Raw genomic sequence first — 17,249 nt, forward strand, 5'->3', positions numbered from 1 at the left:
CCGCGCTCGTGCTCGGAAACAGGTCGATGTGCTTGTCCCTACTATATATAAGCAGACGCACATATTTTCCAATCGCCTCAACACTTCGCTCTGAGGGAATATGTCCGCAAAGCTGTGATTTCCCATCCACTCAACTCTATTGCTGCCGGAAGCGATACTTGCCTTTTCCGTGTCCGGTCACAGGCTCAATGATCCCGTGCTCTGCCATTTCACGCAGCAAGGCAGTGCATCTTGTCGGCTTCAGATCGAGCACTCTCTGCACATCCGATCTGCCGAATACGATCTCTTTTCCTAAAGCCTCTTGTAATTTGCGAACATGCGAAGCGGTCTTTGCTGTAAAATCCTCTTCAATGTTCACTTTTTTATTTTCAATGTTCGCTTTTTCAGAGTCAATGTTCACTTTTTCCGGTTCTTTAAAAGTGCCGCTGATGTGCAATATCCGGTTATGAAGAGGATGATTCTCGTTCAACAGGAGATTGCGAAGGAATACCTCAAGGAACTCTGTCGTTTCGTGAATGCCGTTTTTCAGGTCATTGTAATTTGCCCTGACCAGTGAATTACGAAAATACCACGCATTCTCAGCAAAAATATCGTTTGTCACATCAAAGCCCAACGTGCGCAGATACTTGATAAAGAATACCGCCGTCGTTCTGGTGTTGCCCTCACCGAAAACATGGATCTGCCACAGTCTGGAAACAAAAAACGCAAGGTGGTGGATGATCTCATCCATCGAGAGATTCTTATAAGAGAACTTCTTCTCCTCCGAAAAATCATAGTCCAATGTCGCCCGCAGCTCCGTGGCGCTGCCGTAGAGTACAGTCGCGCCATTTAAGACCCATTCCTTCTTCGTGATGTTATAATCCCGAATACGTCCGGCGTGGGAATAGATACCGGCAAACAGCTTTCTGTGAATAGAGATGTATTCATTCGGCGTGAAACTAAAGGCACGCTCGGAAAGCAGCGCAGCAATCCGTGCGGACACCTTGTCGGCCTCCTCAGTACGATCTGACGCATCACGAGTGGGATTTTCCTCGTAGTAGGTCTGCAAAAGCGCATTTGCCTCTTCAAAGGAAATCTCGCCCTCGATATTCCGGACGGCAGTATGCACCAGATATTCTGATGTCTTCAACCCGTCAACCGCCTGCAGGCCAATGGCCGTATGCCATGCATAGCCCTTGTCTCGCTTTGCAGGCTCGGATTCCCTAATATATTCCTTAAATGGATCTTTGTTCACTCCATATCACCTCGCTTTTTTGCCCATGCCATAAATCCACCGCTTCCGCAGGTCTCGTCTAACAAGACTCTATCTTTGATACAATGTGCTTTTCCCGAATATGTACCTCGATGCCCGTAGAAAGCCTTATGCTGCGGGCTTTTTCGCATTTCAAAGGGCATAAACCGGCCTGCGAAATACGGCTGATATGCTCTTGCTGTCGCTGTACTCATTCCGGCTCTGCCTCCTTTCCGAAACCCTTAACAGGCAATCCTTAAAAAGTGTGCAATCCTTAAATTGTGTAGGAAACCTTAAAAGGTTTAACTGTGCTCCAATCAGCCGCAGCTGTATCCTACTTCCACCATAGCATCATTGATCGGCTCTTTATTGCCGTATGCTTCTCGTATATATTCTGCTCGTTGCCGTATGAGATTTGTGGCGACTTCAGCAGAAAAGTGCCAGTCGCTTAGCATTAGTCTCCGAAAGATATGAACGACATATTCTTCATAGCTAAGGGATGGATCGAAAACTTCACATTTATCATAATACTCTCGATTGCTATTTGCGTTTGCTCTTCGCCATGTATCCATGATGCTTGCTTTCGTGGAAGTAGCTGCCTCCTCCGCTTCGGCAAGAGCATGCGCTTCCTCATATGTCATTTTGCCAAAGGCCTGAAGGAATTCATCTGCACTCTTAAATGAGTTTCTATATTCCGAATATGTCATTTCTGGCCACCTCCGTCTGTATCCTGAAATGCTCTGCTGCAATACCATCAAGCTGCTTTGCTATTTCCGGGAACTTTTTATTCAAATCCAGCGTCCGGACGCTGATCTTATTACCGCTCATCACGTATCGATTGTCTGGCTGTATTTCCTCATCTGTTCCTGCATATAACACCATTCCAGAAACTTCATGGTCCTGCCCTTGCAACTGTACTTCCTTATTCTTGACGTAAGTGAAAATCTGATAAAGGTTTGCAGAGTGAATCGTTCTCTTGTTGAACTGCACCTGTATTGTACTTTCATAATATTTTGCATCAATTATCAGCGTTTTTCCTTGGTAACTTAACATGATGTCGGATTGCATCACCGGCAGGAACTCATTCTCGCCATCATCTAACTGCCAAGGAATCTGTGCAGCGCTTGCAGACAGGCGTGGAAATTCTCTCCTGTAATATTCAAGTATGAATTTTTCATACAGGCGGCACATCCGCTGCTCATCAAGGAAATCCATGAGTTTTGTGGAGCCGTCCGATTGTGTCTGCAATAGGCCTTTTATGACCAAATAGCAAACCGAGATAAGCATCCGATAAGTTTGATTATTCCTGTTGTACTGAATATCCCAATTAATGTGATGAACGTCCAGTGTCCCCACATTATTAAAATAAACCATCAACTTCCGCAGTTCCTTTTTTCTCGCCTTGGAAATATCCGAGCGCAAAAGGAGCATTACGGTCGATTTTATAATCCGGTTCATATACGAATCCACAGAGAACTCATCAAACGTACAAACCATCTGTTTTTTCAAAATCGTCCGGCTTTTTATGGAATCGGAGATTTCGAGTTTTCCGCGTAAGGCTGCCCGGCTCTCGGTTACTGGAATATATTCTCTACCGAGGCCTCTCTTTATTTGCACTGCAATACCCCTCGACAATATTGCAGCACAAAGTTCCGCTGTATTATCGAAGTCCTCTGTAGCTATATTTTTGTACCCCTGCTCATTCAAAACCTGAAATGCGTAGGAGAGCATATAGTATACATTTTGTATTGCTATCACTTAATCGCACCTCTCAGATTTGCAGTCCAGTCCCTTACCTTCGTAGGCTCATCAAACCAGTATTCCTTAAGCAGTGGCACTAACTCATATTCAATAATCCCAGAAAGCGCATTGTCATCCACCACATCTGGATTAAGATTACAGAAATAGCTGTGTCCAATACAGAATCCTTCACCCAGTGATTCATCATCAGCAATAGCCTTATTGAGATTCTCCACACACGCCACCAACCGATCAAACTTTATATTGTCGATGCTCGATTTGTACACCTTAAACCCTTCCGAGTCGAATCCCGGCTTAATCTCAACAAAAGCGAATCGTCTGCGCAGAGCATAGTCAAGCATTGCCAAGCTGCGATCTGCTGTATTCATCATGCCAATAATATAAACATTGCTCGGAACCGCGAATTTTTCATCCGAATACAGCAGCTGAAGCTCAATGCCGCGTTTATCGTTTTCAATCAACATAAACAGCTCACCGAAGATCTTGCTCAGATTTCCTCTGTTTATCTCATCAATAATGAAGAAGTAATCGTTATCGCTGTCAATTTCTGCTTTCTTACAGAAGTTATAAAAGGCTCCCTTTCGTAATTCAAAGCCCGTAGCTGTAGGACGGAAACCCATAATAAAATCTTCGTAAGAATAGCTCTGATGGAACTGAACCATCATTACCCGGTCAACATCCTTAACCCCCATAATGGCGTATGCAAGACGTTTCGCCACGAATGTCTTTCCAACGCCCGGAGCGCCCTGAAGAATAATGTTCTTTTTGTTGCGGAGCACAGCGACGATATTGTCGTAGGCATCTTCATCCATGTAAACTTCGTCAAGGAAATCGTCAACAGAATACGGCGGATAAACCACTGCCTTATCTTCATCTTCGTCAAGAACCTCATCATCAAATAGATCTTTAATCTGCTGGACGAAGTCACTATAAGGTGTGATGTCTGTCAATGTTTTCTGCGGAGTTTGATGCTGAATTGTCCAATCACCTTTATGCGTCCACTTTACTGCACGGACGTTATTAAATTCATCTGAACGCTCAGCATCATATTCATAGGCAGACTCAACAACGCCACGACCAATAATTCCATAGATGCCTTTCTTAACGAAAACGACATCGCCGGGCTTCAGGTCGTGTACAAACTGCCATGTCGCGTGGGCAGAGTTCTTATAGGAGCTGGTGTCCCCATAGACCTCTTTCATCTTTTGCTTCATTTCATCTTTTGAATCAAATGTATTGAGGTCGCCGATTTCACCCCACCCCAGAAGCATAATCCCGTTTTTATAGCACTCGTCCCATTTTTCTGCGCCAGAGCCGGGAGCATAAATCCAATACCGAATAGTATCCACATTGCTATCGGCAAGGGCTCCACTCCGTTTTGCGGCACTTTCTGCCACGGTATTTTTAAAGAGATCGGATGCCATTTCATCTGTGATATCGACGGCCATCCCTGCTTCTGTCAATGTCCACACTCCATGAACACTTTTGTCAATATATCCAGCAACAGCAAGGTCGTTTCTTGCAAAGGCTACTTCATTTTCAAATTTGTTAACGTTAGTTTTTCCTCTCGTGACACTTATTTCTTCTTCGGTCAAGTGCTCATTCTCTACGATTTTAGCTCTTACTTCCGCAGGAGTGCCTGAACCGCCAAGGTCACGGAGAGCCTGAACTATAGGACGTGTCCAACGGATGTGAGCAGCGTTTGATTGACTGTTTTTCTTTCCCGTTTCAGCTTCACGCTGCTCCTGATTAACCTTTTCGGATATGACCCAAGAATAGTATGAAAGCTCCGGAAATGTATGATATTCATATTTTCCGGTATCAAGCGCAGCTTTGCAGAGCTTTATGATTTCAAGATACTGATCAGCCACCGGGACTTTGTTAAGCATCGGCTTGACCTTTGTAACATAATCGGCAGGCATATTCTCCGGATCAGACATATACCAACGATTACGAGAGTCAAGATTAAGGAATGTGTAAGGGCGAATCCAATAAAGCCCCATAGTAATATTCCACCGGATTCCTTGCTGATTCAGGACTGCATCATAGGCTCGAACAAAAACCTGTCGATTTACATCCGACTCATCTTTTGCATAATCCAGAGCAGCGGCGAACAGGCTCCAGAGATTATCTATATCGTGTTCTGCACGATCCTCTTGAAACCAGTAAAATGTGGCTTTCAAATTGTTCAGTACCGGAATGCCATCAAACGCATCAGGAATAGCAGCCGTGACACCGAACTCAGAAGCAATGCCCTTAATGATGGTTATCCTATTGGCATTACTAATGCCCTTGTTGAACAGCCCGAACACGGTGAACGGATCGATATCCTTGGGATTGTTATCGCTCTCCAACTTAGGCAGCTTAATCCCAACATTCACATAAACCTGACGAATCTTTCGAAGCAACTCAGGTCGAGAATCCTTATAAGGTAAGAGCTTATCCGCAAGCTCTGTATAAAAATCTATCCAGCCATATTCGTTAGCCATTACATGTTCCTCCGTTCGCATTTATTAAATGGTTCTTCCTTATTTTCACTGAAGATCCGGATCACTTCCGAGCGGAGTGATTCCATTCGCCTCAAGCATTTCATTTATTTCGTAAATCGAATTCTCTGTACAGGCCGATAGCACACACTGATAAACGTATCCTTCGCCTTTCATGGAATTCAATTTGAAGTCCGTTTTTCCAAGGAACATCTCTGCTTCAGGAAGCGGCAGTTTCAAACCAACACACAATGCCAGCACCGTCTGTACCGAAGTCGGATATTCCTCGTCATTTCTTAATCGCTGGATGGTCTTTTCACCGACAAGTGAACGATCCGCCAGCTGTTTATTTGATAATTTCCGGTCTTTTTGAAGTGCAACGAGCGTCTCCGCAAAGGAGCCGGGATACCTGCGCAGAGCCTCTGAGCGGCGCTTTGCATTCTTGATCTGGTCAAGCAATACCTTGTTATGGTTATTCAGTTCAAAGGAATACTCGACCTGATTATCGACCGGAGCAGCATTCCGCATGAACTGAGTATAATAACGTGCGCCTTGATACTTCGATTGATAGCTGTATCCCTTTGTGAAGACAACACAGCACTCATCCATGTGCGAGAGCGCATATTCAGAAAGCGCTGCATTTCCGGCCTGATCTCGCACGATGTACCGCTCATCATTCAAGACCAGATGCCTGTCAGCAAATACGAAGTTTCCGGTATCTATCAGCCTCTTGAATTCCCGGCCGAAGCAATATGCCTTAAACAAATCCGCATAAGGAATCGTAAAGGTCTGATTCTTTTCCAGTGATTCAGGCTCGAAGGAATACCCTCGCACATACCGTCCGTCAACAAACGGATACGCACCTTCGGCCTTGGCGTAACCCAAGTCAATCAGGCGCACCTTCGCTGCCTGCCGGGATACATCAAATAATTCAGCAAGTTCGTCGATCACATTCTCGTAATCTACGATGCCCGCCTCCGAAGCTCCACCATACTCAGCAAGAAGCTCATCCGCTTTCATGCGAGTGGTCTTTGCTGGCATCAGGATTCTTGGAGCGACGCCCTTTGCCTGCCACTCCATCCAGTCTACGGCTTTCCATTTATCCGAGTCTGCTGTATTGGCAGCAATCTGGCATTGGATAGCTCGCCCAAGGTTATCATTGGCACCGATCATCTTCATCAACACATGGTATGGCTGATGTCTGTGCCAATGGAAGCATTCATGAGCAACGGTCGTTCTTTTTGTTCCTACGGAGCGTTCATAGGAAACTCGCGGATCAAGATATATGGTTCCTCGCTTGGCGTTTCGAATGGTGAGTTAGCTCATCTGACAAAGGCACATCTTCAATGATCTGCAAGCCCATATCGCTGGCTATTTTTTCAATCGGCACTCTTATAGGCTTATCCAGCGCTTCAGGACAGTATCTCGTCAGGAATTTCTCTGCCTCGTCATCAAACTGATCGCGAGCGATGATGGGTACGAGTTCACCGGAAAGACGGTCATTATCTGATTCTTCCTGCGGCTCACAGCCTCCGATTGACATGATCCGGAAACCGCACATATCAATGCCAAGCGTGACCTGACAATGAATCTTAAGCCACCGCTCTGCAAAGTACCCCTTTCGGGAGTTCGACGGCATTTCTACATCACCTTTTATCGAAGTCATCCTTGGAGCCACCCTTGGATAAGTTACCGCAGAGCGATTATCCACTCGACACTCTTGAATCTGCCGGAAGCCGAAAAGTGCCTTATTTCAAGGGCTTTCGAGCCTCTTATGTGTTTTTCCTTGACATCAATGCTACCGTCTCCACATGCACCGTCTGCGGGAACATATCGACCATCTGCAGCTCCCGAAGGGTGTAGCATCCATCGGCAAGCAGATATTTAAGATCCCTCGCGAGCGTCGCAGAGTCGCAGCTCACATAGACGATGCGTTCGGGAGCCATGCGCAGCATAGTAGCAAGACACTGCTCATCGCAGCCCTTTCTGGGCGGATCGACCACAATCACGTCCGCGCGCTCCCCCGTCTTTTCATACTGGCAGGGCAATACCTCCTCCGCTTTTCCAACAAAGAATTCCGCGTTTGTGATGCCATTCCGCGCGGCGTTCCGCCGCGCGTCTTCGATGGCCTGCGGAATGATCTCCACTCCGTAGACCTTTCGCGCGCTGCGTGCCAGAAAGAGAGAGATCGTCCCAATGCCGCAGTACAGATCCCACACGGTCTCCCGTCCGCTGAGCCCCGCATAGGAGAGTGCAGTTGCGTACAGCCGCTCTGTCTGCACCGGGTTTACCTGATAGAAGGACTGCGCGGAGATGAGAAACTCTGTACTGCCGATCCGGTCGCGGATCACCCCCGCGCCCGCAAGCAGCTGCGTCTTCTTTCCAAGAATCACATTGCTTCTCTCCGTATTGATATTCTGCACCACTGTCGTCACACCGGGGAGTTCCATCAGCCGCTCTGTCAGAAGCTGCAAGGCAGAATTCTCACCACAGCACTCTCCGTTTGTCACAAGACAGACCATCATCTCCCCGCTCTGGAAGCCCTTCCGCACCAGAATATGCCGCAGAAATCCCTTCCCGCTCTGCTCATCGTAGGCGGGCACGCCGCCCTCCTCCATCCAGCGAAGCACACAGCGGCGAATCTCTGCATTCTCCTCCACACCAAGAAGACAGTCCTCACAGGGAATGATACTGTGCGTGCGCCCTGCGTAGAAGCCTGCCGTCGGTCTGCCGTCGCGCCCTGTCCCCACCGGAAACTGCGCTTTATTCCTGTAGCGGAAGGGCTGCTCCATTCCTATGATGGGATGCAGCTGCACGCCGGAGAGCTCCAGTCCGCCGATACGCCGCAGATTTCCCAGTACCTTCTGCTCCTTAAATTTAAGCTGTGCCTCATAGCGCAGAGCCTGAAGCGAGCAGCCGCCGCAGGAGGCCGCCACCGGACAAGGCGGCGCGACGCGGTCCGGACTTTTTCGCAGCAGCTCCTGAAGCCGCGCGTAGCCATAGCTCTTCTTGAGCTTCATCACAGAAGCGCGGACTCTGTCTCCCGGCAGAGCCCCTTTTACAAACCAAAGAAAGGCACCGGTGCGCCCGATGCCCTCCCCCTCCGACCCGAGATCAGTGATATCCAGCTCGATCAGCTGATTCTTACGATAATCCATGGTCCCTCTTTCCTGCATTTCCCGCTGAAATACAGACTCCGCGTGCCTTCTATTTCCGCCCACAGACCTCACTCTGAGGTCTTTCTCAGATTGCTGTCCAGAAAACGATTGAAGCCAAGCCAGCCATTGTTGCTGCCGGCCTGCACCAGTATCTCCCTGAAGGTCTCCATCTTCGCATCCGCATTATCCGCGAGATTCAAAGCCATCGCCTCAATGAGTGCCGGCTTCTTTGGCGACCCGTACTCATACTCTCCGTGATGCGCGAGAATACAGTGGCGGAGCTCCGCTGCCTTCTTTGCAGGGAAGTCCGGTATCTCCCGTATCTTCTCACCAATCATCTCACAGCCAATCACAATATGTCCGAGCAGCTGTCCCTCATCTGTATAGCTGTTCTCCGGAAACGCGGAGAGCTCCCGCACCTTGCCGATATCGTGACAGAGCGCCGCTGTGATGAGCAGATCGTGATTCAGGATCGGATAATTGACGCAAAAAAATTCACAGAGTCTCGCCACACTCAGGCTGTGTTCGATCAACCCTCCCACAAAGCCATGATGCACGCTCTTCGCAGCAGAATGAATGCGAAACTCCTTCAGAAACGCGCTGTCCTCCGCAAAGATCTTCCGCAGCAGCGCATTGAACTGCGCGTCCTTCACCCCGGCGATGCGCTTCTTCAGCTCCTCATACATTTCTTCCGGATCGCGCTCTGAGGCGGGAAGATAATCTGCCGGGACATACTCCCCCTCATCCGCGCGCCGTATCCGGCGCACATTCAGCTGCAGGTTTCCGTTAAAGAGGGTCACATCCGCTTCCACTGCCACATAATCCGGTGCATCAAAATCTCCTATGCCCGGATTCCCGGGATCCCATATCTTTGCGTCCACAGTCCCCGTCCTGTCCTGCAGGAGCAAACTCTCATACTCCTTGCCGCTCTTGGTCAGAAAAGTTGATTTCTGACGGCAGAGATAGATTGAGGATACGTGTGTATTTTCCCGCAGTGTCGCTATAAACTTCATCGCTGTCTCGCTTTCTGATATGTAATTGCGGTGCGGCTATGAGCGCGCTCCTACCGTAACCTGAAACTCAATCGGCGTGTAGCTCTCCCGTCCGTTCCGCATCACTGTAATGCCGATATGATCCTCTGCATGCATCTCCTCCAGCTTCACCGTGAGATCCCGGACAGAATCGATCTCGCTGTCATCGATGCGGGTAATGATGTCTCCGGGCTGAATCCCCGCATCATAGAGCGGTTCATTTCGCAGCACATCCACAACATAGACCCCCGCAGGAATTCCCTGCTCCTGCATCTCGGGCAGCACTGCGCTCCCGCGGAGCCCGAGCATGGGAGAGGCCTGACCGTTCATCATCCGTTCCAGTACAGGCTTGAAATCCGAAACTCCAAGCAGGGCCGTGTGTGGAGCAGCTTCCTCGGAGAATGCCTCCGTTGCCCAGCCGACCAGCTCTCCGTCCAGATTCAGCATCCATGTGCCCCGTTCCGGATTGCTTCCGCAGCTCGTATAGGCGACAGACGCCAGTCCGTCCGTGACACTGACTCCATTTGTGAGATAGGAGACCACGCCATAATCCACCGAGTGAACCTTGCCAAGCGGCGCACCGAGCGCCAACAGCATATCCCCCCGCCGCACGCGGTAGGAATTCCCCAGCGGCACCGGAGTAATATCCTGAATAAGCGACCGGTTCTCCTCTGTCACCGGAACGCTGAGCACCGCAAGTCCTGTCGGGCTGTCCGTCCGCTTTACCCGTGCGCTCATCGCACTTCCCCGCAGAAAGCTTACCGTCAGAGTATCCGCCTCCAGGGCTGCCTCCTCCGTCGTGAGTATCAAAAGCTCCGTCTCTGTCTTCGCCAGCGCCACACCGGAATAAATTCCCGCAGTGCGCAGCGGGTTATCAAACCAGTCCTTCTGCTCTCTGAGATGTGTCACCGAAGCGATCGAGGCATCCGCAGCATTTGCCATGCCCTTCAGTATGTCCGCGAGCCTCTGCACATCTGCCGCACTGTACTCCCGCTTCTCCGGAAGCGTCTCTGCCTGTGCAGCGCCCTCTGAAGCGCTCTCCCTGGCAGCCGCACTCTCCGCCGCACCGCTCTCCTGTGACGCGGCTTTCGTCTCCGCCTCCGTGCCGGTGTCCTTCGTCTCCATCGCAGCTGCAAGTCTTTTTCCCGGCGCTGTGCTGTCTCTCTCATCCCGCGGGAGAGTCACCAGCGCCGCACTGCTCTCCTCCGCTGCAAGGCGCGCCTGTACATGCGGAAGCAGAAAAACTGCCGTCATAACTGCCGCCATCGAAAAAATCGCCCCGGCAAAGGCCGCCTTCAATCCGTGCTTTATGAGACGTCTCCCGCGGCTCTCCCGCCCGACGATCTTTTCTGTAATAAAATGCTTTGCTTCCTCCGGACGTTTTTCCGGCCCCAGCCCTTCAGACATTCTCTGTCCTCCGTTCCCATCACCGCAGTGCCATCTGTATCCCTTCTGATACCGCTCTGCATTCCGCTTTGTCGGCACAGTTTTCTCTCATTCTCTTAAGCGACAAAGTGCGCCGCTGTATGTCACATTATAGCATAAAACTCTGTCTGCATACGATATCTGTGTTATACTTCTATAGGTAAATATCGAGATCTGCGGGATCTCCCCGGACTCTCTCCGCCGCTTCGCTTATATCCTTCCTCCGGAGGTTTTATGAATACAAAGGCACTCAGAATACTGGAATATGAAAAGATCACGGAGCTGCTCTCCGCCTGCGCTACCAGCGCCCCCGGAAGGGCGCTCTGCGCATCGCTCCTTCCATCAACAGACATAGCAGAGATCACCGCCGCACAGCGTGAGACCAGCGATGCCTGCGCGAGGATACGCATGAAGGGGCCCGTGAGCTTTGGTGAAGCGCGGGAGATCAGTCCCTCCCTCATGCGCCTTACAGTCGGCGCCTCCCTGTCCATCGCAGAGCTCCTGCACATCGGCTCTCTCCTTCGGGGCGTCGCACGGGTTCGCCGCTACGGCGTTCACGATGATCCCGAGCAGGAGCCCGATTCCATCGAGGCAGATTTCTGCGCGCTGGAGCCGCTGAGCCAGGAGGCCAGAGAACTGAACCGCTGCATTCTCTCTGAGGACATGGTCGCGGATGATGCTTCTTCGGAGCTGAGTCGCATCCGGAGGCAGCTCCGCACGGTGGATGAGCGCATGCACGCGGAGCTGAATGCCGCGCTGAATCAGTACCGCAGCTATCTGATGGACAGTGTCATCACCATGCGAAACGGAAGCTACTGTCTCGCCGTGAAGAGCGAGTACAAGACAAAGGTTCCGGGCGTCATCCACGATCAGAGCTCCACCGGCTCCACGATCTTTATCGAGCCCATGGCAGCGATCCGTATGAACAACGAGCGCCGCGAGCTGGAGCTGAAGGAGCAGCGGGAGATTGCCGAAGTGCTGAGACACTTGAGCCTCCTCCTCGCTCCGCACAGCGCCGTGATCCGCGAAAATTTAAGGCTCATGGCGCGCCTCGACTTCATCTTTGCCAAGGCGAAGCTCTCTGCCCAGCTCTCCGGAACAGAGCCCAGCTTCAATACCCGCGGCTTTCTGGAGATCAAGGACGGCCGTCACCCGCTGATTCCGCGGGACCAGGTGGTTCCGATCAGCGTGCGGCTGGGCGATACCTTCGACCTGCTGGTCATCACCGGTCCAAACACCGGAGGCAAGACCGTCTCACTGAAAACAGTCGGCCTCTTCACACTCATGGGACAGGCAGGACTCCACATCCCGGCGTTCCAGGGCAGCTCCCTCGCGGTCTTTGATGACGTCTTTGCCGATATCGGAGACGAGCAGAGCATAGAGCAGTCCCTCTCCACCTTCTCCGGCCACATGAAAAATGTTGTTGAGATTCTTCAGAAGGCCGATTCCCGCTCCCTCTGCCTCTTTGACGAGCTTGGTGCCGGCACGGATCCGACGGAGGGCGCAGCACTCGCGATCTCCATCCTGTCCTTCCTGCACGGCATGAAGACCCGTACCGTCGCCACCACCCACTACAGCGAACTGAAGGTCTATGCACTCTCGACTCCCGGCGTGGAAAACGCCTCCTGTGAGTTTGACGTGGAGACTCTTCGTCCGACCTACCGCATCCTGATCGGCGTTCCCGGAAAGTCCAACGCCTTCGCGATCTCAAAGAAGCTCGGTCTTCCGGACTACATCATAGAAGATGCCAAGACCCATATCGAGAGAAATGACGCCGCCTTCGAGGATCTCCTCACAAAGCTGGAGACAGACCGCAGCACCATTGAGCGGGAGCGTCTTGAAATCGACAGCTACCGGAGAGAGATCGAGAGCCTGAAAGCCCGCTACGAAAAGCAGGACGAGACCCTCGACGAGCGCCGCGAGAAGTATCTCAGAAAGGCGAAGGAAGAGGCAGAACGCATACTCTCGGAGGCAAAGGAGACCGCTGACGACTCGATACGGCGCATCAACCGTCTGACAAGCGATGCCGGCCTCATGCGGGAGCTGGAGAAGGAGCGCAGCCGGCTCCGCGAGAATCTGAAGAAGGTTGAAAAGACCGATTCCCTCCGCCCCGCAAAGCGCCCGGAGAAGACAAAGAGCGAAAAGCCCCTGAAGCTGAAGCTCGGAGACAGTGTCCGCATCATCAGCATGAATCACAGCGCCATCGTCTCCTCCCTGCCGGATAAGAACGGAAAGCTCTTCGTTCGCATGGGCATACTCCGGACTCAGGTCAGTGTTGACGATCTGATTCCGCTTGAGGAGGAGAGCTCCGGCAGCACAAAGGGACGTCAGAGCTCCGGCAGCTTTGCGCCAGGCTTTTCAAAAGCTGCCAGCATCTCCCCGGAGATCAATCTCATCGGTCTGAATGTGGACGAAGCCACTGCAAAGCTGGACAAGTATCTGGATGATGCACTCCTCGCGCATCTGAATTCCGTCCGCGTGATCCACGGCCGCGGCACCGGAGCCCTGAAAAAAGGCATACACAGCTGGCTCCGTAAGCAGAGCTACATAAAATCCTACAAGCAGGCGGAGTACGACGACGGCGGCGACGCAATCACCGTCGTCACCTTCAAATAAGCGCTACGGAAAGGAAAACCCATGGCCGAAAAGCAGAAAATACTGATCGTCGACGATGATGAAAATATCGCAGAGCTCATCTCTCTCTACCTGAAAAAGGAATGCTACGATACCCTGATCGTGAACGACGGGGAGGAAGCACTTCGCGCCTTCACGGAATTCTCTCCGAATCTCGTTCTTCTGGATCTCATGCTGCCCGGAATCGACGGCTATCAGGTCTGCCGGGATATCCGCACAAAGTCACAGATCCCGGTGATCATGCTCTCCGCAAAGGGAGAAATCTTTGATAAGGTGCTGGGGCTTGAGCTCGGTGCGGACGATTATATGGTGAAGCCCTTTGACTCCAAGGAGCTGGTCGCGCGGGTGAAGGCCGTGCTGCGGCGCTATCATCAGCCCCGCCCGGAAACGGCGGAGACAGCACCCGGCAGCGCAGTTGTCTCCTATCCGGATCTCACCATCAATCTCACCAACTATGCAGTCGTCTATATGGGCTCTCAGGTGGAAATGCCGCCAAAGGAACTGGAGCTCCTCTACTTTCTGGCCTCTCACCCCAATCAGGTTTTCACAAGGGAACAGCTGCTGGATCACATCTGGGGCTATGAGTATGCGGGAGATACTCGCACCGTGGACGTCCATATCAAGCGGCTCAGGGAGAAGATCAAAGACAGGCAGAACTGGTCTCTGACAACTGTATGGGGTGTTGGCTACAAATTTGATGTGCGCTGAGGAGAGGAGTCAATATGAAGCGCTCTCTCTACCTGAAATTTCTGCTCGGTTATCTCTTTTTCGGCGTCGCGGGCTTTATCGCCGTCGCGACGCTCTCCTCGCGCCTCACCTACAACTACCTGACGCGCTCCCGCAGCAAAACGCTCTACGACGAGGCGAGTCTCATCGCCTCCACCTATTCCACGGTCTATCAGGGGAACAATATCGAGCTGGCCAATGCCTACCCGCAGCTACGCGCAGTCGCGACCTATCTTCAGGCGCAGATCTGGGTCATGGAGCGCGGCGGCAATATCATCGTGGACTCGGACGGAAGGCGGGACGGGGACATCATCCCAAATTTTGATCCCACCGCTACCGGAAACCGCTCCTACATGACCGGCTCCTACTTCGGCTCCTTTCCCTACACGGTTTTAAGTGTGTCTGCCCCCATCACGGGAAATTATCGGACCTACGGCTATGTGGTCATCCATCTTCCTATGGAACGGGTGCAGGACAGCGCAAACGAAATTCTGAACATCGTGTACATTACCTTCGGCATCGTATTTCTGCTCTCGCTCTTCATTCTTCTGCTCTTCGGACTGCTGGTTTACCGTCCGCTGAAGGAGATCACCGAAGGGGCGCGGCAGTTTGCAGAGGGAACGCTCTCCTACCGCATTCACACTGCCTCCCGGGATGAGATGGGCTATCTCGCTCACACCATGAACTACATGGCAGAGCGACTGGAGCGCTCCGAGGCGGACGAAAAAAAATTCATCGCGAACGTCTCCCATGATTTCCGCTCACCGCTCACCTCCATCAAGGGCTACCTCGAGGCCATCCTGGACGGCACCATTCCGCCTGAGCTCCAGGAGAAGTACCTGCGCCGCGTAATCGGGGAGACCGAGCGGCTCACAAAGCTCACGCAGGGAATGCTCACTCTGAACTCCCTGGATCGCGATCACGGACTTTCCAGAAGCAATTTCGACATCAACCGCGTCATACGGAGCACCGCGGAGAGCTTTGAGGGGCAGTGCACAGAAAAGCACATACGGCTGGATCTGAGCTTCGCCGTCGAGCAGGAGATGGTCTACGCAGATCTGGGACGCATTCAGCAGGTGCTCTACAATCTCATCGACAACGCAATCAAGTTCTCGGAGGCGGATAGCTCCATCGACATCCAGAGCCACGAAAACCGCGGAAAGATTTTTGTCTCTGTAAAGGACCGGGGCTGCGGCATCTCAAAGCGCGACCGGACGCACATCTTCGACCGCTTCTATAAATCCGACCGCTCCCGCGGCAGGGACAAAAAAGGGACCGGGCTCGGACTCTCGATTGTACGGGATGTGATTCAGGCGCACGGAGAACATATCGACCTGATCAGCACAGAGGGAGTCGGTTCAGAATTCATCTTCTCTCTCCCGCAGGCGAGAGAGCCGGACGCATAAAAACTCCTGCGGATAAAAATGTTCTGTAACGCAAAAAATAATTGACAACAACGAATGAACAGGATATAATACATTCGTTGTTGTAATTGGGCTATCGCCAAATGGTAAGGCAACGGACTCTGACTCCGTCATTTTCAAGGTTCGAATCCTTGTAGCCCAGCTTTTAAGACCAGCTGAAGAGCTGGTCTTTTTGTGCGAAAAAATATATAACTGCAAGATATCAAATTTACTGTCTGCGCCACAGAAGATATAAAGTCAATAAAACAACTCCCGGTTGGACTCATTCCAACCGGGTATATTCAATCCAAGATCCACTGCTTTTAAGATAATTGTTTCAATATACCGGCTAACGCCTTGCCACATTCAGAAGTACTGGCACTTCCCCCCAGATCAGGTGTGAGAGCATGCTTCTCTGCAAGCATCTTTTCGATCGCATCAACAATTCTGGCTCCCCATTCCTCATATCCCAGGAAGTCAAGCAACTGTGAGGCGGACCATATCGCTGCCAGAGGATTTGCAATCCCTCTCCCCGCAATGTCCGGCGCAGAACCATGTATTGGCTCAAACATAGACGGATACTTGTGCTCAGGATTGATATTGGCTCCGGCTGCCAGTCCCATCCCCCCGGCAATAGCCGCTCCCAGATCTGTCAATATGTCTCCGAACAGATTGGAAGTCACCACAATCTGGAACCTTTTCGGATCTTTTACCATAAACATTGCTGCCGCATCCACTAAGAGCTTTGATGTCTTAACATCCGGATACTCTTTTCCGAGTTCCTCAAATATCTGATCCCAGAAAACCATGGAATAGTTGAGCGCATTGGCCTTGCTGATGCTGGTGAGCGTTTTACGTTCTTTTCTTGCCAGCTCGTACGCATAACGTATGACTCGCTCTGTACCTTTTCTTGAGAACACTCCGTGCTGAATCACAACTTCCTGCGGTGAGTTCTTATACAGCCACGCACCCTGTCCGCTATATTCCCCCTCACTGTTTTCCCGCACAAAAATCATATCAATATTCTGAGTATTCTCCGCCTTCAGAGGACATGGCGCTCCCTTTAAAAGTCTGACCGGACGAAGGTTAATATATTCATCAAAATCATGACGTATTTTCAGCAGGAGCTCCCGCAGAGAGATATGATCTGGTACTCCCGGATATCCTACTGCGCCGAGAAGAATCGCATCAAAACTTCGCAGTTGTTCCATTCCATCCTCAGGCATCATCTTTCCTGTCTGTAAATAGTATTGACATCCCCAGGAAAAGGTCTGGAATTCAAAGGAAAAGCTCCGGTCTATAGCCGCAACTGTCTGCAATATTCTGACATTCTCAGTCATCACCTCTGGACCTATCCCATCTCCCGGAATGACTGCTATTCTATATTGATTCAT

The 17,249-nt window shown here is 51.2% G+C and carries 13 protein-coding genes and 1 tRNA gene; 4 read left to right on the plus strand and 10 right to left on the minus strand.

The window, feature by feature from the left end:
• Nucleotides 1-136 precede the first annotated feature (136 nt).
• The 9 genes from J2S20_RS00990 to J2S20_RS01030 form a co-directional block, all read right to left on the minus strand.
• On the minus strand, nt 137-1,234 hold the full coding sequence (locus tag J2S20_RS00990; protein WP_307252080.1) for a Fic family protein: 1,098 nt from the start codon (nt 1,232-1,234) through the stop codon (nt 137-139).
• A gap of 314 nt (nt 1,235-1,548) precedes the next feature.
• A complete protein-coding gene (locus J2S20_RS00995) occupies nt 1,549-1,938 on the minus strand; it encodes a hypothetical protein (protein WP_307252082.1) in 390 nt (129 codons plus the stop codon).
• Nucleotides 1,919-2,989 carry a 5-methylcytosine-specific restriction endonuclease system specificity protein McrC gene (gene mcrC, locus J2S20_RS01000; RefSeq protein WP_307252085.1) on the minus strand — a complete coding sequence of 357 codons (1,071 nt, stop codon included), beginning with the start codon at nt 2,987-2,989 and terminating at the stop codon, nt 1,919-1,921. Before mcrC ends, J2S20_RS00995 begins: the two co-directional genes overlap by 20 nt.
• Complete coding sequence (locus tag J2S20_RS01005; protein ID WP_307252088.1) at nt 2,986-5,481, minus strand: AAA family ATPase; 2,496 nt, start codon at nt 5,479-5,481, stop codon at nt 2,986-2,988. Before J2S20_RS01005 ends, mcrC begins: the two co-directional genes overlap by 4 nt.
• Before the next feature lie 45 nt (nt 5,482-5,526).
• Nucleotides 5,527-6,657, minus strand: a complete 1,131-nt coding sequence (locus J2S20_RS01010; protein WP_307252091.1) for a hypothetical protein — start codon at nt 6,655-6,657, stop codon at nt 5,527-5,529.
• A 97-nt stretch (nt 6,658-6,754) separates the two neighbouring features.
• The gene (locus J2S20_RS01015) at nt 6,755-7,144 is read right to left on the minus strand and encodes a hypothetical protein (RefSeq protein ID WP_307252094.1); all 390 of its coding nucleotides are present in this window, start codon (nt 7,142-7,144) and stop codon (nt 6,755-6,757) included.
• Nucleotides 7,145-7,250: 106 nt separating this feature from the next.
• Complete coding sequence (gene rlmD, locus J2S20_RS01020) at nt 7,251-8,636, minus strand: 23S rRNA (uracil(1939)-C(5))-methyltransferase RlmD (RefSeq protein ID WP_307252097.1); 1,386 nt, start codon at nt 8,634-8,636, stop codon at nt 7,251-7,253.
• 68 nt (nt 8,637-8,704) lie between these two features.
• Nucleotides 8,705-9,649, minus strand: coding sequence for a 3'-5' exoribonuclease YhaM family protein (locus tag J2S20_RS01025; RefSeq protein ID WP_307252099.1), 945 nt, complete (start codon nt 9,647-9,649; stop codon nt 8,705-8,707).
• A gap of 36 nt (nt 9,650-9,685) precedes the next feature.
• Complete coding sequence (locus tag J2S20_RS01030) at nt 9,686-11,074, minus strand: S1C family serine protease (RefSeq protein ID WP_307252101.1); 1,389 nt, start codon at nt 11,072-11,074, stop codon at nt 9,686-9,688.
• 252 nt (nt 11,075-11,326) lie between these two features.
• On the opposite strand from J2S20_RS01030, the gene J2S20_RS01035 reads away from it, so the two are divergent.
• From J2S20_RS01035 to J2S20_RS01050, 4 genes are all read left to right on the plus strand, one after another.
• Complete coding sequence (locus J2S20_RS01035) at nt 11,327-13,708, plus strand: endonuclease MutS2 (RefSeq protein ID WP_307252103.1); 2,382 nt, start codon at nt 11,327-11,329, stop codon at nt 13,706-13,708.
• Between the two features lie 21 nt (nt 13,709-13,729).
• Entirely contained in the window at nt 13,730-14,434 is a 705-nt protein-coding gene (locus J2S20_RS01040; RefSeq protein WP_307252107.1) for a response regulator transcription factor, read from the plus strand.
• A gap of 14 nt (nt 14,435-14,448) precedes the next feature.
• Nucleotides 14,449-15,858: a sensor histidine kinase gene (locus J2S20_RS01045; protein ID WP_307252109.1), complete on the plus strand. Its 1,410-nt coding sequence runs from the start codon at nt 14,449-14,451 to the stop codon at nt 15,856-15,858.
• 87 nt (nt 15,859-15,945) lie between these two features.
• Nucleotides 15,946-16,018, plus strand: a tRNA-Gln gene (locus tag J2S20_RS01050).
• Between the two features lie 160 nt (nt 16,019-16,178).
• Here J2S20_RS01050 and J2S20_RS01055 read toward each other — a convergent pair.
• Nucleotides 16,179-17,249 (minus strand): tartrate dehydrogenase, encoded by a 1,071-nt coding sequence (locus tag J2S20_RS01055; RefSeq protein WP_307252111.1) that lies wholly within the window; start codon nt 17,247-17,249, stop codon nt 16,179-16,181.

This window comes from Moryella indoligenes, assembly GCF_030812885.1.
GTDB lineage: Bacteria > Bacillota > Clostridia > Lachnospirales > Lachnospiraceae > Moryella > Moryella indoligenes.